The 21,470-nt window shown below is 67.8% G+C and carries 21 protein-coding genes; 13 read left to right on the top strand and 8 right to left on the bottom strand.

Annotation, left to right across the window (positions count from 1 at the left end; translation table 11 throughout):
- Positions 1-2: 2 nt before the first annotated feature.
- Positions 3-191: a DUF1843 domain-containing protein gene (locus CAG33_RS15500; RefSeq protein ID WP_085639189.1), complete on the bottom strand. Its 189-nt coding sequence runs from the start codon at positions 189-191 to the stop codon at positions 3-5.
- 664 nt (positions 192-855) lie between these two features.
- On the bottom strand, positions 856-1,800 hold the full coding sequence (locus tag CAG33_RS15495) for a LysR substrate-binding domain-containing protein (RefSeq protein WP_085639186.1): 945 nt from the start codon (positions 1,798-1,800) through the stop codon (positions 856-858).
- Between the two features lie 127 nt (positions 1,801-1,927).
- On the opposite strand from CAG33_RS15495, the gene CAG33_RS15490 reads away from it, so the two are divergent.
- The 5 genes from CAG33_RS15490 to CAG33_RS15470 all read left to right on the top strand — a co-directional run bounded on the left by CAG33_RS15490 (position 1,928) and on the right by CAG33_RS15470 (position 7,368).
- The gene (locus CAG33_RS15490; protein ID WP_085639183.1) at positions 1,928-2,857 is read left to right on the top strand and encodes a LysR family transcriptional regulator; all 930 of its coding nucleotides are present in this window, start codon (positions 1,928-1,930) and stop codon (positions 2,855-2,857) included.
- A 116-nt stretch (positions 2,858-2,973) separates the two neighbouring features.
- On the top strand, positions 2,974-4,602 hold the full coding sequence (locus tag CAG33_RS15485; RefSeq protein WP_085639180.1) for a GMC family oxidoreductase: 1,629 nt from the start codon (positions 2,974-2,976) through the stop codon (positions 4,600-4,602).
- A gap of 44 nt (positions 4,603-4,646) precedes the next feature.
- Positions 4,647-6,104 carry an aldehyde dehydrogenase family protein gene (locus tag CAG33_RS15480; RefSeq protein WP_085585702.1) on the top strand — a complete coding sequence of 486 codons (1,458 nt, stop codon included), beginning with the start codon at positions 4,647-4,649 and terminating at the stop codon, positions 6,102-6,104.
- Between the two features lie 110 nt (positions 6,105-6,214).
- Entirely contained in the window at positions 6,215-7,144 is a 930-nt protein-coding gene (locus CAG33_RS15475; protein ID WP_256575736.1) for a catalase family peroxidase, read from the top strand.
- Positions 7,141-7,368: a hypothetical protein gene (locus tag CAG33_RS15470; RefSeq protein ID WP_085632970.1), complete on the top strand. Its 228-nt coding sequence runs from the start codon at positions 7,141-7,143 to the stop codon at positions 7,366-7,368. The genes CAG33_RS15475 and CAG33_RS15470 overlap by 4 nt, the downstream gene beginning before the upstream one ends.
- Before the next feature lie 45 nt (positions 7,369-7,413).
- On the opposite strand, the gene CAG33_RS15465 is transcribed toward CAG33_RS15470, so the two are convergent.
- The 6 genes from CAG33_RS15465 to CAG33_RS15440 form a co-directional block, all read right to left on the bottom strand.
- Positions 7,414-9,081, bottom strand: a complete 1,668-nt coding sequence (locus CAG33_RS15465; protein ID WP_085639174.1) for an MFS transporter — start codon at positions 9,079-9,081, stop codon at positions 7,414-7,416.
- 203 nt (positions 9,082-9,284) lie between these two features.
- Positions 9,285-10,052 carry a phosphonate ABC transporter, permease protein PhnE gene (phnE, locus tag CAG33_RS15460; RefSeq protein ID WP_085639171.1) on the bottom strand — a complete coding sequence of 256 codons (768 nt, stop codon included), beginning with the start codon at positions 10,050-10,052 and terminating at the stop codon, positions 9,285-9,287.
- On the bottom strand, positions 10,049-10,876 hold the full coding sequence (locus tag CAG33_RS15455; RefSeq protein ID WP_085585712.1) for an ABC transporter permease: 828 nt from the start codon (positions 10,874-10,876) through the stop codon (positions 10,049-10,051). Before CAG33_RS15455 ends, phnE begins: the two co-directional genes overlap by 4 nt.
- A complete protein-coding gene (locus tag CAG33_RS15450) occupies positions 10,870-11,667 on the bottom strand; it encodes a phosphonate ABC transporter ATP-binding protein (protein WP_085632978.1) in 798 nt (265 codons plus the stop codon). The genes CAG33_RS15455 and CAG33_RS15450 overlap by 7 nt, the downstream gene beginning before the upstream one ends.
- Positions 11,664-12,524, bottom strand: a complete 861-nt coding sequence (locus tag CAG33_RS15445) for a putative selenate ABC transporter substrate-binding protein (protein ID WP_085585716.1) — start codon at positions 12,522-12,524, stop codon at positions 11,664-11,666. The genes CAG33_RS15450 and CAG33_RS15445 overlap by 4 nt, the downstream gene beginning before the upstream one ends.
- Positions 12,525-12,722: 198 nt before the next feature.
- Positions 12,723-13,670, bottom strand: a complete 948-nt coding sequence (locus tag CAG33_RS15440; RefSeq protein WP_085585718.1) for a transporter — start codon at positions 13,668-13,670, stop codon at positions 12,723-12,725.
- Between the two features lie 210 nt (positions 13,671-13,880).
- Here CAG33_RS15440 and CAG33_RS15435 point away from each other — a divergent pair, with 210 nt between their 5' ends.
- From CAG33_RS15435 to CAG33_RS15400, 8 genes are all read left to right on the top strand, one after another.
- The gene (locus CAG33_RS15435) at positions 13,881-14,921 is read left to right on the top strand and encodes an AraC family transcriptional regulator (protein ID WP_085585720.1); all 1,041 of its coding nucleotides are present in this window, start codon (positions 13,881-13,883) and stop codon (positions 14,919-14,921) included.
- 69 nt (positions 14,922-14,990) lie between these two features.
- The gene (locus CAG33_RS15430) at positions 14,991-15,878 is read left to right on the top strand and encodes a Dyp-type peroxidase (protein ID WP_085585722.1); all 888 of its coding nucleotides are present in this window, start codon (positions 14,991-14,993) and stop codon (positions 15,876-15,878) included.
- Positions 15,879-15,887: 9 nt separating this feature from the next.
- On the top strand, positions 15,888-16,856 hold the full coding sequence (locus tag CAG33_RS15425; protein ID WP_085639168.1) for a Gfo/Idh/MocA family protein: 969 nt from the start codon (positions 15,888-15,890) through the stop codon (positions 16,854-16,856).
- 257 nt (positions 16,857-17,113) lie between these two features.
- Positions 17,114-17,866 (top strand): GntR family transcriptional regulator, encoded by a 753-nt coding sequence (locus CAG33_RS15420; protein ID WP_085639165.1) that lies wholly within the window; start codon positions 17,114-17,116, stop codon positions 17,864-17,866.
- Positions 17,863-19,602, top strand: coding sequence for a fumarate reductase/succinate dehydrogenase flavoprotein subunit (locus CAG33_RS15415; protein ID WP_085639162.1), 1,740 nt, complete (start codon positions 17,863-17,865; stop codon positions 19,600-19,602). Before CAG33_RS15420 ends, CAG33_RS15415 begins: the two co-directional genes overlap by 4 nt.
- A 25-nt stretch (positions 19,603-19,627) precedes the next feature.
- Complete coding sequence (locus CAG33_RS15410) at positions 19,628-19,873, top strand: ferredoxin family protein (protein ID WP_085639159.1); 246 nt, start codon at positions 19,628-19,630, stop codon at positions 19,871-19,873.
- A gap of 228 nt (positions 19,874-20,101) precedes the next feature.
- Positions 20,102-21,064, top strand: a complete 963-nt coding sequence (locus tag CAG33_RS15405; RefSeq protein WP_085585732.1) for a HEAT repeat domain-containing protein — start codon at positions 20,102-20,104, stop codon at positions 21,062-21,064.
- On the top strand, positions 21,061-21,339 hold the full coding sequence (locus tag CAG33_RS15400; protein ID WP_085585734.1) for a DUF971 domain-containing protein: 279 nt from the start codon (positions 21,061-21,063) through the stop codon (positions 21,337-21,339). The genes CAG33_RS15405 and CAG33_RS15400 overlap by 4 nt, the downstream gene beginning before the upstream one ends.
- The last annotated feature ends 131 nt before the right edge of the window (positions 21,340-21,470 follow it).

Below are 21,470 nucleotides of genomic sequence, written 5' to 3'. Positions count from 1 at the left end.
CCTTAGGGTCTTTCCAGACGGGACACTTCCTGGGCCAGTTTTTCGTACGCGGTTGTAAGCTCCTTGGCTTCAGGCTTCGTTGAATCGCGCTGCTTCAACAAACTCTTCATTTCCTGCAGGTTGCCGTCCGTGATCGCGCTCTGGATGGCGACCCCGTAAGGGGGAATGTTGTGAGACTTCGAGTCGCTCATGCCGAAGGTTTCCTTATGGGTGTGCACACTGTCCCCTGTCGTGCAGGGGGCCTTTCCTGGCGGTCAGGCCGAACGCCTGCACAAGAAAGGCTTCAGTGAGCTTTCCTGGCGGCGCGGGCCGGTCCGTCCGGATCCGATCAAAGGGCAGGGCGCGGGCGTGCGGGGCACGGCCGTCGCCTCAGGGGCAGGCGGCGTCAGCCGAAGCCGTCGGGGCTGGCCTGCGGGGCGGTCGCGAGGGGGTGTCGCAGCGACAAGGGGGTAAAACGCGCCTGTGCGTCGGTCATCTTTCTGTCCTTGATAGAAAGCCACGAACCACAGGGATCGCTCGAACGGTCCGCGAGCCTGCGCGTGCTTGCGCAGGCAAAAGAGACATCCCTGTTTTCCTTTCCAGTGCTGCTCCTGGCGTGCGTCCGGAGGACGGTGGCCGACGTGCTGGCATATCGCTGGCAACGCAACCCTAGATCCGATTCGGCGGGCCTGCCAGAAAAAGCGCCGAACGGTAGTGACCGGCGGGTCACGCTGTCTGGCCGACGGAGCCATCAGCGCCTGGGAAGGTGACTCAACCGGTTGATTCCCAAGAAAAAAGCCTCGCTGGCGCTGGCGGCCCGACCCCGTGGAACCAATCGAAATAACGCCGCCCCGATTCAGGCGTTTTGCGTTGCGCTCACACCGGCGGCAGGGCGCGCATCCCCCGCATCGGGTCGTCCAGCAGGCTGAACTGCTCGACCAGGAAATCGATCAGCTTGCGCAGCGACGGCAGCATGCCCTGACGGGTCGCGAACACCGCGTAGATCATTTCGGTGCGTGGCGTCCAGTCTGGCAGCACCACGGCCAGTTGCCCGCGTTCGATGAAGTCGTGCACCAGCGACATCGGCATCTGCGCCAAGCCGATGCTGTCGATGGCCGCGCAGCGCAGCATCGGCAGGCCTTTGGTGATCAGTTGCGGGCGGTGCGCAAGGGTGAACTCCGCGCCGTCCTGGTGGAACAGCGTCCAGCTGTAGTCGCGCTGCGGGCTGCCGTGGTGGACGCTGGGGAAACGCGCCAGGTCCTGCGGCGCCTGAGGCTCGCCCAGGCGCGAGAGCAGCGCCGGGCTGGCCACCAGGCACTGCGGGCGCTGCGACAGCACCCGGCTGACCAGGTCCGAATCCTGAAGGGGCGGCGGGCGCACCCGCAGGGCCAGGTCGACGCCCTCGGCGACCACGTCCACCTGACGGTCGCAGGCGTCCAGGTGCACCTCCACCCGCGGGTGCTCGGCCATGAAACGGGTGATGAGGGCGCCGACGCATTCTTCCAGCAGCGTGGTCGGGCAGGTGACGCGCAGCACACCGCCGGGTTCGGCGTGGGTCAGGGCCACGGCGGCCTCGGCGGCTTCGGCTTCCTTGAGCATGGCGCGGCAACGGGCGTAGTAGGTCTGGCCCAGTTCCGTCACGGTGAAGTGGCGGCTGTTGCGGGTGATCAGGCGCACGCCCAGGCGTTCTTCCAGCAGCGCGATGCGCCGGCTCAGGTTGGACTTGGGAATGCCCAGGGCCCGCGCCGTCGGGGCAAAGCCGCCGTGGTCCACCACCATTACGAAATACTGCAGGTCATTGAGGTCCAGCACGGGGGACATTCGCTTGGCCGAGGGACGCCCACTATACAAGCGCAAAGGTCCGCCGTGTGGGACGCAGCGGACCGTTTTTCGCCTCTGGCGGGCGTGCCGGTCGAACCGCAGGATGGGCGGCTTTTGGAGGCCGGCCTTGAACAAACTCAACGAGATGCAAGCGTTCGTCACCGTGGCGGACACCGGCAGCATGTCCGAAGCCGCCCGGCAACTGGGGGCCGCCAAGTCCATGGTCAGCCAACGCATGGCGCAGTTGGAGAAGCGCCTGGGCAGCACGCTGCTTGAACGCGGGCGCCAGGCCCGGCTGACCGAGTCCGGCGAGGTGTTCTACCGCTATTGCCAACGGATCCTGGCCGAAGTCGATGAGGCCGAAGAGGCGGTGCAGGCGTTCGGCGCCAGCGTCAGCGGCACCTTGCGGCTGGCGGCACCGATGGCCTTCAGCGTGCGCTACCTGGCCCCGGTGCTGGCGGACTTCGCGGCGCGCTATCCGCAGTTGCGGCTGGACGTCGAGGTCGACGACCGTCGGGTCAACCTGCACGAAGAACGCTACGACGCGGCGATCCGCATCGGCGAACTGCCGGACTCCTCGCTGGTGGCCAAGACCATCACCGCCAACCGCCACATCATCTGCGCCAGCCCCGCGTACCTGGCCGCCCATGGCACGCCGCAGACCCCGCAGGAATTGGCCCGGCATTTCGCGATCCACTACGTGAACCGCGAGCCCCACGGCACGTGGACGCTGCCGGTGAACGCTGGGCTGGAGTCGTTCCGGGTGCGCGGCCGGATGCGCACCAACAGCGGCCATCAACTGATGGCGGCGGCCAGGGCGGGGCTGGGCCTGACCATCCTGCCGACCTTTCTCGCCGCGCCCGACATCGTCTCCGGCGAACTGGTGGAAGTGCTGGCGCCCCACGCGCCGCGCGGGGGCAACATCTCGATGGTGTACCGAAGGTCCCAACGGGCGTCGCCCAAGCTGCTAGCCCTGGCCGACTTCCTCGCCGAGCGGCTCGGTAACCCGCCGCCGTGGGAACGGATGCTGGCGGACCACGCCGCCGCCCGCCGCTGAACCGTTCGGAAAAAGCGAAACCGCGATTCGTTTTTCTGCGGCTTATGGGCCTGTCGGGCCTTCCCTAAGCTGGCGGGCGACAGGCGCGCTTCGACGCCTGACAGGGAAGAAACGCAATGAACGATACCCTTGATAATCCTGCCCGCCGCACCGTGCTGGCCGGTGGCGTCGTGGCGGCGGCCACGCTGGCGGCGGGCGGCCTGGCCCAGGCGCTGGAGTCCGCCGACAACCCCAAGGCCGATGCGCGCGCACCGGTCGATGTGATCATCGTCGGCGCCGGTTCGGCCGGCGCGGTGCTGGCCCGGCGCCTGAGCGAAAACGGCCAGCGGCGGGTGCTGTTGCTGGAGGCGGGGCACAGCTATGCGCCGGACCGTTATCCCGCGACCGTGGCCAGCAGCGACATCGTCGGCGCCAACGGTAACCGTGAGTTCGAATGGGGCTACACGGCCCGGCCGGGTTATGTCGGGCACCCCATCGGCGCCCTGCGCGGCAAGGTGCTGGGCGGCAGCTCGGCGATCAACGGCGCGGTGGCGATCCGCGCCCGCCGCGAGGATTTCCGGCGCTGGAACCTGCCGGGCTGGAGCTTTGAAGAGCTGCTGCCGGCGTTCAAGAAACTGGAGCGCCACAGCGGCGGCGCCAGCGCGATCCACGGCCATGACGGGCCGTTGCCGGTGCGCCAACTGTCCACCGCGGACGTCACGCCGATGCAGAAGGCGTTCATCTACGCCACGGTCGCCAACGGCTACCGGATGGTCGACGACTTCGACGGCGCCCAGGCCAACGGCGTCGGCCCGTACCCGATGAACATTGTCGACGGCGTGCGGGTCAACACCGGCATGGCTTACCTCACCGACGAGGTGCGGGCCCGCAAAAACCTGCAGATCCGCTCCGACAGCCTGGTGGACAAAGTGCTGTTCGAGGGGACGCGGGCGACCGGCGTGCAACTGGCCAACGGTGAGCGCCTGCCGGCGGGTGAAGTGATCCTGTCGGCGGGCACCTACGGCAGCGCGGCGATCCTGCTGCGTTCCGGCATCGGCCCCGGCGACGACCTGCGCGCCCTTCAGATCCCCCAGGTGGCCGAGCTGCCGGTGGGGCAGCGGCTGGTGGACCATCCGTTCTACTACAACGCCTACGCCGCCAAACCGGACCTGATCGGCCGCCAGTCGCCGGCCATCGGCGCCAAGCTGTGGACCCACAGCCGCAGCGCCGCACCCGGCGAGTTGGATCTGCACATCACCGCCACCCACCTGTTCCCCCATGAGCAGAGCCCGACCCAGGTCGGCTTCGTGCTCGCGGTGGCCCTGACCCGGCCGCTGTCGCGGGGCCGGCTGAAGCTGGCCAGCCGCGATCCGTTCGCCGCGCCGGACATCGATCTGAACTTCCTCGCCGAGCCCGCCGACCGCCGGCGCCTGCTGGACGGCATCCGCCTGGCGCGGCGGATCGGCGCCACCGCGCCGCTGGCCGGGATGATCCATGCCGAGCTGAACCCGGGACCGGGCAACGATTCCGACGAGGCCCTGCTGACCAGCGCCCGCGCCACCCTCGACACCTATCACCACCCGACCTCCACCGCGCCCATGGGACGGCCGGGGGACGCCCATGCCGTGGTCGACCTGCAAGCGCGGGTGATCGGCACGCAAGGGCTGCGGGTGGTCGATGCGTCGATCTTCCCTGACGTGCCTTCGGTCGCCACCAACGTGACCGTGATCGCCACCGCTGAACACATCGCGGGCCTCTACGCCTGACCCCAAGAAGCTATCCCAAGAAGCTATCCCAAGGAACTTTACCCATGAACAACACCCCGGTCTTGAACTGGATCGACGGCCTTTGGCTGGACTCCGGCGTTCACCACGACTCCTTCGACCCGGCCACCGGCGAACGTATCGGCCGCTATGCCGAAGGCGGCCTGGCCGAAGCGCAATTGGGCATCGCGGCGGCTCGCCGGACGTTCCGTGACACCCCGTGGAAGGACGACCGCGCCTGGCGCGCCCGTGCCTTGCTGGAACTGGCGGACGCCTTCGAGCGCCACGCCGAAGCGCTCATCGACACGTTGGCGCTGGAGAACGGCAAGATCCGTCCCGAGGCCGGCTTCGAGGTCGCCATGGTGCCGTCCAAGCTGCGCTACTACGCGGGCCTGGCCCGCACCGAATACGGCCGCGCCGCCGAGCCGAAGCCAGGGCGGATCTCGCTGGTGCTGCGCCAGGCGGTGGGCGTGGCGGGGATCATCGTGCCGTGGAACTCGCCGGTGGTGCTGATGATCCGCTCGCTTGCCCCGGCGCTGGCCGCCGGCTGCACCGCCGTGGTCAAGATGCCGGGGCAGACCGCGCAGACCAACGCGCTGGTGGCGAAGATCCTCAGCGAAGCGCCGTCGTTGCCCCGTGGCGCGGTGAACCTGTTCAGCGAGCAGGGCGCGGCCGGTTCGATCCACCTGGTGGAGTCGCCCGACGTGCCGGTGATCAGCTTCACCGGCAGCACCGGTACCGGCCGGGCCATCTCCGCCGCCGGGGCGCAGCACCTCAAGCGCTTCGGCCTGGAACTGGGCGGCAAGACGCCGATGCTGGTGTTCGACGATGCCGACCTTGAGACCGTCGTGCCGGTGCTGGTCAAGGCCCTGACCGTGTTCGCCGGGCAGTTCTGCATGACCGGCTCGCGCCTGCTGGTGCAGCGGGACATCGCCACGGCGCTGACCGAGCGCCTGGCCGAACGCCTGAGTGCGGTGCGGGTCGGGCCGTCGGCGGATCCGGCCAGCGACATGGGGCCGTTGATCGACAAGGCCAACGTGCAGCGGGTCGACCGGGCGGTGGAGGAAGCCATCGCCGCCGGGGCGCAGGTGATCGTGCGCGGTGGCCCGGTCACCGACGGACCGCTGGCCCGGGGCGCGTTCTATCGCCCGACGCTGCTGCGGGTCAGCGACCCGGACCTGGCCATCGTCCGGCAGGAGACCTTCGGCCCGGTGCTGACCTTGCAGGTGTTCGACAGCGAGGCCGAGGCCGTCGAACTGGCCAACCGTAGCGAGTTCGGCCTGGCGGCCAGTGTCTGGACGCGGGATGGCGACCGCTCCCTGCGGGTGGCCCGTGAACTGGAGGCCGGCACCGTGTGGGTCAACGACTGGGCGGTGGTCTACGACGAGTTCGAGGAGGGCGGCTTCAAGCAGTCGGGGCAGGGGCGGCTGAACGGTGTGGCGGCGCTGGACGATTTCGTCGAGTACAAGCACATCGCCCTCAACCCTGGCCGGCGTGAGGCGTGAGCCCGATGCGAGCGACCCGACCCGTTGTTGTCGCGCTGCTGGCGGGGGCGCTGGCCGCGTCCCCGACCTTCGCCGCCGACCTGTCCCCGTCCCCCACAAGGAGCGCTTCCGTGCCTGAGGACACACTCTATGACGCCTTGCTCGATGCGCTGCAGGCGACCTTCGGCCACCATCCCGGCTTTCGCGCGACCCACGCCAAAGGTGTGCTGGTGACCGGCACTTTCGTTGCCTCGGCGGCTGCGGCGGGCCTGAGCCGCGCTGAACATTGGCAGGGCCAGGCGGTGCCGGTGGTGCTGCGGTTCTCCAACTTCAGCGGCGTGCCGGCGACGGCGGACGGCGATCCGCTGGCCAGCCCGCGCGGGTTGGCGGTGCGCTTCAGCCTTTCAGACGGGACGTTCACGGACATCGTGACCCACTCGTTCGACGGCTTCCCGGTGGCCACGCCCGAAGACTTCCTGGGGTTCTTGCAGGGCATCGCCGCCAACGTCGCCGCCCCGGCGGATCCGGCACCGCTGCAAGCCTTTCTGGCGGGCCGCCCGAGGGCCCGGCAGTTTCTGGAGGCGCCTAAGCCTGCACCGTCCAGTTTCGTAGGCATCGACTACTTCGGCGTCAACGCGCTGGTGTTCAGCGACCGTCAGGGCAAGGAGCAGGCCGTTCGTTACCGCATCGAACCGCTGGCGCCGGAACCGACCTTGAGCGAGGCCGAAGCCGCCGCAAGACCGGCGGACTACTTGCAGGAGGAACTGGCGGCGCGGCTGGCCAAGGGGCCGGTGACGCTGCGCCTGATCGCGCAATTGGCGGCGCCGGGGGATGCCGTGGCCGACGGTTCGCTGCCCTGGCCCAGGAACCGCCGTGAGGTCGAGCTGGGCCGTTTCACCCTCGATGCGCTGCTGCCCGCCGGCGAGCAGCAAGCGGCCCAGCAGCGTCTGGACTTCAGCCCCGGGCGCTTGACGGACGGCATTGCGGCCAGCGCCGATCCGATGATCGTGGCGCGCGACCGGATCTACCGGCGCGCCGTGCTGCGCCGGCAGCAGCCATGAGCGTGGAGGCGGCGCGCTGGAAGCAATGGCTGCTGTCGTGGCTGATCGTGTGGCCGCTGTCGGTGTCCATGCCCTGGGCGCTGGCGGCGGTCTTGGAGATGGGGGATCTGCGGGTGCCGGAGTGGCTGTTCAAGGCCCTCGTCGCCGGGCTGATTTCCTTCAACATGGTCTATTGGCTGGTGCCCCGCAGCCACCGGTTGATGGCCCGCTGGCTACTGCGCTAGGCGCGGCGCCTGCCCGTTCCCGGCGGGAGCGGGCAGGCGTCGGGCTCAGCTGTGATGGATCTCGCGGTCCTTGGTTTCCGGCATGAAGAAGATGCCGAGGACGGCGGTCATCACCGCGATCACGATCGGGTACCACAGGCCGTAGTAGATGTCGCCCGTGGCCGCGACCATGGCGAACGCCACCGTCGGCAGGAAACCGCCGAACCAGCCGTTGCCGATGTGGTAGGGCAGCGACATCGAGGTGTAGCGGATCCGCGCCGGGAACAGCTCCACCAGCCACGCGGCGATGGGGCCGTAGACCATGGTCACGTAGATCACCAGGACCGTCAGCAGGAGCAGCACCATCGGGTAGTGGGTCTTGGCCGGGTCGGCTTTCTCCGGGTAGCCGGCGTCCTTGAGCGCGGCGCCGAGGCTGGCGGTGAAGGCGTCGTTCTGGGTCTTGAAGTCGGCGGCGGGCAGGTTGCCGCCTTCGAAGCTCTGGATGACCTTGTCGCCGATCTTCACCTGGGCCACGGTGCCCGGTTCGGCCTTCTCGTTGTTGTACGGAATCGCCCGTTTGGCCAGCACGGTCTTGGCCAGGTCGCAGGAGCTGGTGAAGCGCGCCTTGCCCACCGGGTCGAACTGGAACGAGCACTGGCCGGGGGCGGCGACCACCGTCACCGGGTTCTTCGCCTGGGCGGCGAAGACGTCCGGGTTACCGTACTGGGTCAGCGCGTGGAAGATCGGGAAATAGGTCAGCGCCGCCAGGATGCAGCCGGCCATGATGATGCCCTTGCGGCCGATGCGGTCGGACAGGCTGCCGAAGATCACGAAGAACGGCGTGCCGATCAGCAGCGAACCGGCGATCAGCAGGTTGGCGGTCTGCGGGTCGATCTTGAGCGTCTGCAACAGGAAGAACAGCGCGTAGAACTGCCCGGTGTACCAGACCACCGCTTGCCCGGCGGTGCCGCCGAGCAGGGACATGATCACCACCTTGAGGTTTTCCCAGCGGGCGAAGGATTCGGTCAGCGGCGCCTTCGACGCCTTGCCTTCGGCCTTCATCTTCTGGAACACCGGCGACTCGCTCAGTTGCAGGCGGATGTACACCGAGATGATCAGCAGCAGGATCGACAGCAGGAACGGGATCCGCCAGCCCCACGCCTCGAAGGCTTCGGTGCCCAAGGCGGTGCGGCAGGCGAGGATCACCAGCAGCGAGAGGAACAGGCCCAGGGTCGCGGTGGTCTGGATCCACGAGGTGAAGAAGCCGCGCTTGCCTTTCGGCGCATGTTCGGCCACGTAGGTGGCCGCGCCGCCGTACTCGCCGCCCAGCGCCAGGCCTTGCAGCAGGCGCAGGCTGATCAGGATGACCGGCGCCGCCACGCCGATGGAGGCGTAGCCCGGCAGCAGGCCCACCACGGCCGTGGAGACGCCCATGATCACGATGGTGATCAGGAACGTGTGCTTGCGGCCGATCATGTCGCCCAACCGGCCGAACACGATGGCGCCGAAGGGGCGCACGGCGAAGCCGGCGGCGAACGCGAGGAGGGCAAAGATGAACGCGGTGGTCTCGTTGACGCCGGCGAAGAAGTGCTTGGCGATGATCGCGGCCAATGAGCCGTAGAGGTAAAAGTCGTACCACTCGAACACCGTGCCCAGGGACGAGGCGAAGATGACCTTGCGCTCCTCCTTGGTGATGCCCTGCCGCGTTGTGCTGCTGTCGTCGATTGCCGCCATGGGTCTTCTCCGTCGTGCTTTTTGTTGTCAGGCCGGAGCACCTCTTCAACGTTTTCGTACCCGGGCCCTGGGGCTTGAATCGGATAAGCGCTTGCATGCTGCGTGGACAGGTGGAAAGCCTCGCGTCGCGGCGAGGTTTCCTTGAGCATAATCAGCTTCGCGCAGATATCCACTCGCCATCACGGGAAGGCGTGGCCCGGGCGCTACGCCTTGACCCAGCGCTGGCGGCTCCAGGCGCTCAGCGAGTCCACGGCGAACACCAGCGCCAGCATCGCCAGGATCACCGTGCTGGCCTGGACTTCCTGGAACAGGCTGAGGCTCACGTACAGCATCTGCCCCAGGCCGCCGGCGCCGACGAAGCCCAGCACGCTGGCCATGCGGATGTTGTTTTCCCAGCGGTACAGGCAGTAGGCGATCAGCTGCGGCGCCAGGTTCGGCAAGGTGCCGTAGCAGAAGGCGAGCACCGGGTTGGCGCCTTGCCGGCGCAGGGCTTCGGCCGGTTCCGGCGGGGTGTTCTCCAGCGCTTCGGCGAACAGCCGGCCGAGCACGCCGGTGGTGTGCAGGGCGAGGGCGAGGGTGCCGGCGTTGGGGCCGAGGCCGGCGGCCAGCACCATCAGCGCCGCCCAGACCAGCTCGGGAATCGCCCGCAGGGCATTGAGCAGCAGGCGCGCGGCGCTTTGCCCCGGCCAGCCGAAACGTCCGGCGGCGGGCAGCGCCAGCACCAGCCCCAGGCCGGTGGCGAGCAGGGTGCCCAGGGCCGACATGGCCAGGGTCTCCAGCGCGCCGTGGAAAATCGCGGACAGGTAACCGGCGCTCAGGTCGGGGCTGAGGAAACGCTGCACATAGGCGCCCATCTGCTTCAGGCTGGCGGCGCTGCCCAGTTCCGCCAGGTCCAGTTCCAGATAGGCGAACGAGGCGACCACCGCCCAGCCGATGGCAAGGATCAGCAATGCGTTGACCAGGCGCCTCATGCCAGCCTCCCGCGCAGCAGGCGGCTCAGCTGGTCGGCGCCCAGCACCAGCAGCAGGAAGGTCAGCAGCATGCTGGCGACTTCGCCGCCGGCGAACATGCGGATCGACAGGTCGATCTGCTGGCCGAGCCCGCCGGCGCCGACGAAGCCCATCACCACCGAGGCGCGGATCGCGCATTCCCAGCGGTAGACCGTGTACGACAGCAGCTCCGACGCCACGTTGGGCAGGATGCCGTAGGCGAACGCGCCCAGGCGACCGCTGCCGGCCTGCATGAGGGCGTGGGCCGGGCGCTGGTCGGTGGACTCGAAGATTTCCGCGTAGACCTTGCCGAGCATCCCGGCGTAGGTGATCGCGATGGCCAGTACGCCCGCCGCCGGCCCGAGCCCGACGGCCCGGACGAACAGCAGGGCCCAGACGATCTCCGGCACGCTGCGCAGGAAGATCAGCAGGCCGCGCACCGGCCAGCGCAACAGGCGCCCGCAACGCCCGGGGCGCCCGCCGCGCGAAGCGGCGGACAGCGACAGGGCGCGGCTGGCCAGCAGGCTGGCGGGCGCCGCCAACAGCAGCGCGAGCGTCATGCCGGCGGTGGCGATGGCCAGGGTCTGCAGGGTGGCCTTGAGCAGCAGTTGCATGAACGCGTCGTCGTGGGCCGGCGGCCAGAAGCCGGCCACGAAACGGCCCATCTCGCTTTGGCTGTCGGCGCGCAGCAGCACACCGGGATCCAGTTCGCTGAGCTGCACGCCCGGCCACAGCAGGGCGACGGCCAGCAGCGTCAGCAGCAGGCGCGGCCAGGCGGCGGGGTCGCGGGAATCGGCGCTCAGCATCGGGGGATCTGCACGGTCAGGGGCGGCACGACCGTCGGCGGGGATTGCAGCTGTTCATTGGCGTAGAGCGCGTCGAGCCGCTCGCGGTCCACCTCGGCGGCGGGGCAGTCGAACAGGATCCGGCCTTCGCGCAGGCCGATGATCCGCGGGAAGTGCGCCAGCGCCAGCTCCACCGCGTGCAGGCTCGCCACCAGCGTGACCCGGTGCTCGCGGGCATGGCGCGAGAGCACCGACAGGGTATGCCCGGCCAGCACCGGATCCATCGCCGACACCGGCTCGTCGGCCAGCAGCACTTCCGGCGCCTGGTACAGCACCCGGGCGATGCCGACCCGTTGCAGTTGGCCGCCGGACAGTTGCTGGCACTGGCTGAACAGTTTGTCGCTCAGATCCAGTTTCGCCAGCGCCGCCCGGGCGCCGGCCACGTCCAGCGGATGCAGCAGGCTGACCAGGCTGCGTAACAGGCTCCACTGGCCGAGCTTGCCGGCCAGCACCGCCGTCACCACCCGTTGCCGGGGCGGCAGGGGCGGCGCCTGGTGCACCAGGCCGATGCGGGCGCGCAGGCGCTGGCGCTGACCGGCGGACAGCTGCCAGGCGCGCTGGCCGAGCACGTCGAGTTCGCCGCCGCTGGGCTGCACGGCGGTGGCCAGCACGTTGAGCAGGCTCGACTTGCCGGCCCCGGACGGGCCGATGATCGCCACCTGCTCGCCGGCGCCGATGTTCAGGTCCACGCCTTGCAGGGCGTGGACGCCGTTGTCGTGGTGCAGGCGTCCCTGGGTCAGGCGCAGGGTCATTTCAGCAGTTCGGCGGCGCGGGCGGCTTCCTCGATGCCTTTGTAGTTGTCCGGGCTGGTCTCGATGAAACGGCTGGCGGCCTGCAGGTCGAGGATCTTCTTCTGCTCGGGGTTGGCCGGGTCGAGGGCGAGGAAGGCCTTCTTGATCTTCGCCGCCAGGGCCGGGTCGAGGGTGCCGCGCACGGTCCAGTTGTAGTCGAAGTAGGCCGGGGTGGTGGCGAAGACCTTCACTTTGGCGGTGTCGACCTTGCCGGCGTCCACCAGCTTCTGCCAGACGCTGGCGTTCAGCACGCCGGCATCGACCTTGCCGGCCTGCACCCAGGCGACGGTGGCGTCATGGGCGCCGGAGTAGCCGACGCGACTGAAGTAGGTTTCAGGCTTGATGCCGTCCTTGAGCATGAAATAGCGCGGCATCAGGCTGCCGGAGGTGGACGACACCGAACCGAAGGCGAAGGTCTTGCCCTTGAGGTCGGTCAGGCTCTTGACGTTGGGGTCGGCGGTGATGAACTTGCTGGTGAACTGCGCATCCTGCTCGCGCTGCACCAGCGGGATCACCGGGGTGGTGGCGTCGGTCTTCAGGCGGGCCTGGACGAAGGTGAAACCGCCGAGCCAGGCCATGTCGAGGCGGTCGGTGGCCAGTGCCTCGACCACCGCCGGGTAGTCCGCCACGGGGACGAACTTCACTTTCATGCCCAATTGCTGTTCCAGGTACTTGCCCAGCGGCTCGAACTTGCGCAGCAGTTCGGTGGGGGCTTCATCGGGGATCGCGCTGACTCGCAGCACCTCGGCGGCGTTCGCCAGCAGCGAGGAAAAGGTCAGGGCCAGGCCAGCGGTCAGTGCCAGGGTACGTTTGAGCATGGAATTCTCCGTTTCATGAGCGTCGCAATCGAAGCGCCCGCGAAGAAGCCGGGCGCAACGTCAGGTTAGACGAAACGGGCGGTGTTATACGCACTCATGCCGGCGTTGGCGAGTCTGCCGAAGGTGTCGGTGGCCGGCATGTGTGGCGATTTGTTGCGCCTGCTGCCGACACCTTGTCCGTAAGCCGGGCCGCGTGCCTCAGAACGCGTAGGGAATGCTGATCTTGGCCCAGAGCATTTCGCCCTCGGGGCGGTTTTCCACGTCGAACTCCTTGGCCCAGCGGATCTCCGCGCTGGCGTACTTGAGAAAGGTGAAATACAGGGCAGGACCTATGGCGAACACCTTGCCGCGCACGCCGTCGTTCACGTCTTCGCCGGCGAACTGCACGGTGTGGCCGAACTGCTTGTCGTCGGTGGTCTGCTTGAGGAAGTAGCCGTTGACGCCCAGGCGCAGGTTGTCGGTGACGCGGTAGCTGGCCGAATAATCGAAATGGAAGATCTGCCCGGACTTGTAGTCGGTGTCCTTGTTCTTTTCGTTGAAGCTGTAGGTGGTCTTCATCGACAGCTCGGTGCGCTCGGTCGGCAGCCAGGTGAACGAGAACAGCGGCTTGTACGTCCAGAAGTTGTTGCTGGTGTTGGCCAGGCGTTCGGCGTCGTACTCGCCGGTGGGCGCGGTGATCTCCACGGCGGCGCCGAGGGTGAGGTTCTTGCCCATGTCCCACAGGATGATCGGGGCGAACGTGGTGTCGCCCATGCTCTCGCGGGTGTCGCTGAGGCCGAACGCCGCCACTTCCTGCTTCATCCACGGCTGGGCGACGTAACCGGCGAGCCGCCCGCCGAGCACCCGCACCGGGCTCAGGTAATCGAGGCGCGGCACCACGGCGGTGGACTCGATCTCGACGTTCGGCACCTTGCCGCCCAGGGAACTGATGTTGAGCTTGGTCGCCTTGTAGTGGTTGTAGTAGAGGTTGAACGCGACCATGTTTTCCGGAAGGTTGTCGACGTCCAGCGGCAGGACGAAGAAACCGTCGGTGCCGGGGCCGATGTTGTCGACGCCGGATTCGGTGGCCAAGGCGGGCAAGGGGAGTGCGCCGACCGTCAGCATCAGGGCCAACGGGAAGGGACGTGTCGCGCGGTTCGGGCTCATGGTTGTCCTCGTTATTATTGTGATGGGGACGCGGCGCGGCCGCACGGGGCGCCGGCAGCCTAGGATCAAGCCTTTGGCGCACGCCGGGGCAGGGTATTGGCGGACACGCAGGGGGGCATCTGCGGACAGGCCGCCGGCCCTGTGCTAACTTCTTGTGACATAACCGGTTACAAAAATAACAACTCAGCACGATCCGGAATGTCCAGCCCCATGAACGTCAAAGTCCAAGACCCCACCTACGAACTGGCGCTGGTGTCGCCGTTCCTGCTGCAGACCCTGGCCGAAGTCGCGCAACTCAAGGGCATCCAGCCGCAAACCCTGTGCCGTGGCCTGGGTTTCACCCTCGACGACCTGCAGGACCCGGCGCAGCGCATCTCCTACCGCCAGGCCGTGGCCATGATCCAGCGCGCGCTCAAGGCCTTGCCCAACCAGGGGCTGGGCCTGTGGGTCGGGGCGCAGAACGTGCTGGGCACGCTGGGCCTGCTGGGCCACGTGCTGTCGCTGTGCAAGACCCTGCGCGACGCCTTCGCCCTGGGCATCCGCCATCAGCACACCTCCGGCGGGATCGTGGTGTCCAGCGTGGACGTGGTGGGGGAGCAGGTGTTCGTCAACGCCGAATGCCGCCTACCGTTCGCCGAAGTGCAGATGTTCGCGGTGGAGGAGTTCTTCGCCAGCCTGCTGGTCTACGGGCGGGCTTTGGTGGGGGAGGACTTCAAGGCCATCGCGGTGGAGTTCGTCCACGCCGCGCCGGACTACCTCGACGAATACCGGCGCCTGCTGGGGCCGGACGTGCGCTTCGGCTGCCTGCACAACCGCATGCTGCTCGACGTGCGCTGGCTGGACGTGAACCTGCCCAACCACCATTCGCTGGCCTTGCGTCAGGCGGTCAAGCTGCTGGAACTGGAGGCGGCGCAGGTGCACCAGAAACTGGACCTGATCCAGGCCGTGGAGCGGGCGATCGCGCGGGACCTGAGCCGGGGCAGCCACATCGAGAAGATCGCCGGCGACCTGAACATGAGCAGCCGCACCCTGCGCCGACGCCTGACCGAGCACGCGCTGACCTTCGAAGCATTGCTGGAGCAAGTGCGCCAGGCCCGCACCATGAGCCTGTTGGCCAACCCGCAGATGCCCATCGAACGCATCACCGAGGAAGTCGGCTACAGCGACGTGCGCAGCTTCCGCCGGGCGTTCAAGCGCTGGACGGGGATGAGCCCCAGCGCGTGGCGCCATGACGGCGGCGCTCACGAATAACCTCTGTTCTGAACCCACACAAACCCTCCGGCTACAGTTAAACTCCGCGCTCTTTCCCAAGGAGTTCACATGAGTCACTACCAGCCGGGCATCCTCGCCACCCCCGTTCCGCCGCAGGCACGTCACCTGTTTTTCGCCCTTGAATCGCTTGAGGCGCTGCCGCAGGCGATCGACAACCTGCTGAACCTGGTGGACGGCAAATCGGCGGTGGTCGGTTTCGGCGAGTCCCTGGCCAAGGCGCTCAAGGTGGACATCGACGGCCTGCGCAGCTTCCCGGCGCTGACCGGCGTGGGCGTGGAGAACCCGTCGACCCAGCATGCGCTGTGGGTCTGGCTGCACGGCACCGACCGTGGCGAACTGCTCAACCGCAGCCACGCGTTCGAGGCGGCGCTGGCCCCGGCCCTGCGCCTGGTGCAGAAGCAGGAAGCCTTCCGCCACATGGGCGGCCACGACCTCACCGGTTACGAGGACGGCACCGAAAACCCCCACGACGAAGCCGCCGTGGCCGCCGCGCTGGTGAGCGAGGGCGCGCAGGGCCTGGTCGGCGGCAGCTTCGCCGCGATCCAGCAATGGCAGCATGACCTCAAGGGGTTCCATGCGCTGTCCGCCGAAGACAAGGACAACATCATGGGCCGTCGCCTGAGCGACAACGAAGAGATCGACGACGCGCCGGTCTCCGCCCACGTCAAACGCACCGCCCAGGAAAGCTTCGCGCCCGAAGCGTTCGTGGTGCGCCGTTCGATGCCGTGGATCGAAGGCGACCGCGCCGGCCTGATGTTCCTCGCGTTCGGCTTCTCCCTCGACGCCTTCGAAGCGCAGCTGCGGCGCATGAGCGGCCTGGAGGACGGCATCACCGACGGTCTGTACCGCATCAGCCGGCCGATCACCGGCGGCTATTACTGGTGCCCGCCGCTCCAGGACGGTCGCCTCGACCTGCGCGCACTGCGCATCGGCTGAGGGCTCGGCATGGACGTGGTGCGGTGGGGCATGATCGGCTGCGGCAGCGTCACTGAACGCAAGAGCGGCCCGGCGCTGCGCAAGGCGCCAGGTTCGGCGTTGGTGGCGGTGATGGGGCGACGGCTCGACGCCGTCAGCGACTACGCCGCCCGCCACGGCGTCAGGCGGTTCTACACCGACGCCGACGCCCTGATCAACGACCCCGAGGTGGACGCGGTGTACATCGCCACGCCTCCCGACAGCCATCACGCCTACAGCCTCAAGGTCGCCGCCGCCGGCAAGCATTGCTGCGTGGAAAAGCCCATGGCGCTCAACGCCGGGCAAAGCCGCGAGATGCACCAGGCGTTCGCCGATGCCGGCCTGCACCTGTTCGTGTCCTATTACCGCCGTTCCCTGCCGCGCTTCCGGCAGGTGCGGCAATGGCTGGACGAAGGGCGGATCGGCGAGGTCCGGCTGCTGAGCTGGACGCTGACCAAGGCGCCGTCGACGACCGACCTTGAGGGCGGCGACAACTGGCGCACCGACCCGGCGGTGGCCGGCGGCGGCTATTTCGCCGACCTGGCCAGCCATGGCCTGGATCTGTTCCAGTACCTGCTCGGCGATATCGTCGACGTGGCCGGCTTCACCGCACGCCAGGCCGGGCTGTACGCGGCCGAAGATGCCGTCGGCGCCAGTTGGCGGTTCGCCGGCGGCGCCCTGGGCATGGGCTGCTGGAGCTTTGCCGCGGATCGGCGCGAGGACCGGGTCGAGATCGTCGGCAGCCGCGGGCGGATCGGTTTTTCCGTGTTCGACGAACAACCCGTCGAACTGCACGCCGATGAATACGTCAGCCTGCACATCCCCCATCACGAACACATCCAGTGGCATCACGTCCTGGGCATGAACGCCCACATCCGCGGCCAGGCGCAGCACCCGGCGGTGGCCGCCGAGGCCCTGAAGACCGATTGGGTGATGGACCGGATCCTCAAGCGCGGGTGACGCCCTGCGGCGTCCGGACTGACGCCATCGCCAGCAGGCTGGCTCCCACAAGGGATCTCGGTCGGCTGCAAGGTTGGCGATCACTGCAGAACAATGTGGGAGCCAGCCTGCTGGCGATGACGCCAGTGAGCGCACCGCAGGGCAAGACAGCCGCTCCCGCAGCCACCGCATCTAAGGTTATGCCCAAACAATATTTCTCAAGCCTGACACCGCTTCCCTAAGATCACGTCATAACTCGTTATGACAAGTGATCGCCGATGACCGACAACCTCCTTTCCCTGGGCGGCGTCCCGTTGCACACCCAACTGCGCGATGTGCTGCGCACGCGCATCCTCGACGGCCAATACCCGCAAGACAGCCAGATGCCCTCCGAAAGCGAGTTGGGCGCGATGTTCAAGGTCAGCCGCATCACCGTGCGCCAGGCGCTGGGCGATCTGCAGAAGGAAGGGCTGATCTTCAAGATCCACGGCAAGGGCACGTTCGTCGCCAAGCCCAAGACTTTCCAGAACGTCAGCACCCTGCAAGGCCTGGCCGAATCCCTGGCCGGCCGCGGCTACGAGGTGATCAACCGCCTGCGCAGCTTCAGGTTCATCGCCGCCGACGCGCGCATCGCCGAACGCCTGCAAGTGGCCGAAGGCGACACCGTGGCGCAGATCAAACGCGTGCGGCTGATCAACCGCGAGCCGGTCTCGCTGGAGATCACCTATCTGCCCAAGCACCTGGGCGAGCGCCTGGAGAAGGCCGACCTGGTGACCCGCGACATCTTCCTGATCCTGGAGAACGACTGCGGCCTGGCGCTGGGGCATGCGGACCTGGCCATCGACGCGGTGCTGGCCGACGACGACCTGACCCAGGCGCTGGGCGTCGAGGCCGGCTCGCCGATCATGCGCATCGAGCGCCTGACCCACGATGCCGAAGGCAAGCCTCTGGATTTCGAACACCTTTACTACCGCGGCGATGCGTTCCAGTACCGCCTGCGGATCGACCGGCAAAAAGGGGAGCGCACATGACGCAGGATTCGACGGCAGGCACCACTATCGAACAGGAATACGACATCGTCGTGATCGGCGGCGGCACCGCCGGCCCCATGGCGGCGATCAAGGCCAAGGAGCACAACCGCGACTTGCGCGTGCTGCTGGTGGACAAGGCCAACGTCAAGCGCAGCGGCGCGATCAGCATGGGCATGGACGGCCTGAACAACGCGGTCATTCCCGGCCATTCGACGCCTGAGCAGTACACCAAGGAAATCACCGTCGCCAACGACGGCATCGTCAACCAGGCGGCGGTGTACGCCTACGCCACCCACAGCTTCCAGACCATCGAGCAACTCGACCGCTGGGGCGTGAAGTTCGAGAAGGACGAAACCGGCGACTACGCCGTGAAGAAAGTCCACCACATGGGCGCCTACGTGCTGCCGATGCCGGAAGGGCACGACATCAAGAAAGTCCTCTACCGCCAATTGAAGCGGGCGCGGGTGAGCATCACCAACCGTCTGGTCTGCACCCGCCTGCTGACGGACGAAGAGGGCACGGTCAACGGCGTGATGGGTTTCGACTGCCGCACCGCCGACTTCCATGTGATCAAGGCCAAGGCGGTGATCCTGGCCTGCGGCGCCGCCGGGCGCCTGGGCCTGCCGTCCTCCGGCTACCTGATGGGCACCTACGAGAACCCGACCAACGCCGGCGACGGCTATGCCATGGCCTACCACGCCGGGGCCGAACTGGCGAACCTGGAATGCTTCCAGATCAACCCGCTGATCAAGGACTACAACGGCCCGGCCTGCGCCTACGTCACCGGCCCCCTGGGCGGCTACACCGCCAACAACAAGGGCGAGCGCTTCATCGAATGCGACTACTGGAGCGGGCAGATGATGCGCGAGTTCCACCAGGAACTGGAAAGCGGCAACGGGCCGGTGTTCCTCAAGCTCGATCACCTGGCCGAAGAAACCATCCAGGACATCGAACAGATCCTGCACAGCAACGAACGCCCGAGCCGCGGCCAGTTCCACGCCAACCGCGGCACCGACTACCGCACGCAGATGGTCGAGATGCACATCTCGGAGATCGGCTTCTGCAGCGGCCATTCGGCGTCCGGGGTGTGGGTCAACGAGCGGGCCGAGACCTCGGTCAAGGGCCTGTATTCGGCCGGTGACATGGCGGCGGTGCCGCACAACTACATGCTCGGCGCGTTCACCTATGGCGGGTTCGCCGGGCAGAACGCGGCGCAGTTCGTGGAAGGGCGCGGGTTCACCGCACTGGATGCCGAACAGATCGAGCGGGAGCGGGCGCGGGTGTTCGCGCCGCTTGCGCGCGAGCACGGCCTGCCGCCGGCCCAGGTCGAGTACAAGCTGCGGCGCTTCGTCAACGACTACCTGCAACCGCCGAAGGTGACCAAGAAGATGGAGATCGGCCTGCAACGCTTCAGCGACATCGAGCGCGACCTCGACCGGCTCAAGGCCCACAACGCCCACGAACTGATGCGCGCCATGGAAGTCAGCGTGATCCGCGACTGCGCCGAAATGGCCGCCCGCGCCTCGCTGTTCCGCACCGAAAGCCGCTGGGGCCTGTACCACTACCGGGTCGACCACCCCGAGCGCAACGACCGCGAATGGTTCTGCCATTGCCACCTGAAGAAAGGCGAGGACGGGCGCATGACCAGCTTCAAGAAGCCCGTCGAGCCTTACATCATTCCCCTGGACGCCGTTGAAATGCAGGCCTACGACCGCCTGCGGGTCGGCGCCGCCTGAACCGCACCCAGAGAGAGCCCCGACCATGGCCCATCAAGCCCAGGATATCTTTTTCCGCTCCAACGCCCCCGTCACCGTGGACGAGGACAAATGCATCGCCGACAAGGGCTGCACCGTATGCGTCGACGTCTGCCCGATGGATCTGCTGGCGATCAGCCCGGCCACGCAGAAGGCCTACATGGCCTTCGACGAGTGCTGGTACTGCATGCCCTGCGAAAAGGACTGCCCGACCGGGGCGGTGAAAGTGGAGATCCCGTACCTGCTGCGCTGATCCGTGGCGCGCTCACTGACGCCATCGCCAGCAGGGCTGGCTCCCACCGTTTTCTATCTGCCCCACAAGCCACCGTGCGGGAGCCAGCCTGCTGGCGATGAGGCCGCCACCGACAACGCAAGACGCCATCCGGCCACCCCGGACGCCAAGACAAGAACATCCCGCGTTTCCCACCGCCCACCGACAGCGGCGCAAACGCACCGTCCGAACCTAAGCCGTGGTGAGCCCATGACCTCTTTTTTTGCTGTGACCGACAACGCCGACATCCTCGCCCTGCAACCGCGCCTGACCGCCGAGGATCCGGGCGTGCGCCGCATCGCCCTGATCGACCTGGCCGACCTCGAAGAGCCCGACGGCCTGCTGTGGCTGGTGGGCCGGCTGACGGACGATCCCGCCGAAGACGTGCGCGCCGAAGCGGCGCGCCTGCTGGAGGCCTGGGAAGACGCGCCGGTGGTCGAGGCCTTGTGCCGGGCCCTGACCGATCCGTCGCCGGCGGTGCAGGCCGCCGCGGCGCAAAGCCTGAGCCTGCTCAAGAGCGAAGCCGCAGGCCGGGTGATCCTGCCGTGGACGGCGCACGCCGCAACCTGTGTGCGCACGGCGGCCTGGCGGGCCCTGCGAGAACTGCGCCTGGCCGAAGCGGCACCGGCAGCGGTGGCGGCGCTCGACGACGCCGAGGCGGGCGTGCGCCGCGAAGCGGTGGGGGTGCTCGGCTGGCTCAAACAGCTCGATGCGCTACCGGCGCTGGCACGGCTGGCCAGCACCGACCCGGACAGCGAAGTGCGCCGCGCCGCCACCGGCGCCCTTGGGCTGGCGTCCGGCGCCGATGTGCTGCCCGCCCTGCAACGGGCGTTGCAGGACGCGGCCTGGCCCGTGCGCGAAGAAGCCGCCACGACCCTGGGCAAGGTCGGCCACCCCGACGCCGGCCCGGCCCTGATCCAGGCCCTGAGCGACGACTACTGGCAAGTGCGCCTGCGCGCCGCCCGCAGCCTCGGTCGCCTGCGCCATGTCGCCGCGTTGGATGCGTTGATCGAGACCCTGGGCCACCGCATCAGCAACCTGCGCAAGGAGGCGGCGTTGGCCCTGGGCGAACTCAACGACCGCGGCGCGGTGGCCGCGTTGCAGGCCGCCCAGGACGACGGCGACCCGGAAGTGCGCAAGGCCGTGCGCATTGCCTTGAGTCAGTTGCAATGAGCCCGTTGGCCATCGGCAATGCCTCGGCCGGGCAGACATTGCGCTTGAACTGGCCGGACGGGCGCGAACAGCGCCTGGGGCACGCGGAGTTGCGCCGCCGCTGCCCGTGCTCGCAGTGCCGGGCCTTGCGCCTGCGGGGCATGACACCGCAGGTCGATGAGCGAGTCCGGATCATCGAACTCAACCCCCAGGGCTATGGCCTGCAACTGGTGTTCAGCGACGGCCATCAGCGCGGGATCTACCCGTGGCAGTACCTGGCGCAACTCACCTGCTGACCTGCCGCAATTCCAACTGTGGGAGCCAGCCTGCTGGCGATGGCGGTGGATCAGCCTCGACAGGTGCGGGATGTGCCGGCGTCATCGCTTGCAGGCAAGCGCCTACAGGTTTTGCGGGGGCAGCAAATCCT

The sequence above is a fragment of the Pseudomonas sp. B3(2017) genome (assembly GCF_002113595.1).
Taxonomy (GTDB): domain Bacteria; phylum Pseudomonadota; class Gammaproteobacteria; order Pseudomonadales; family Pseudomonadaceae; genus Aquipseudomonas; species Aquipseudomonas ekonensis.
Note: the sequence above shows the minus strand (reverse complement) of the source record. Positions and strands in the feature narration are given on the sequence as shown.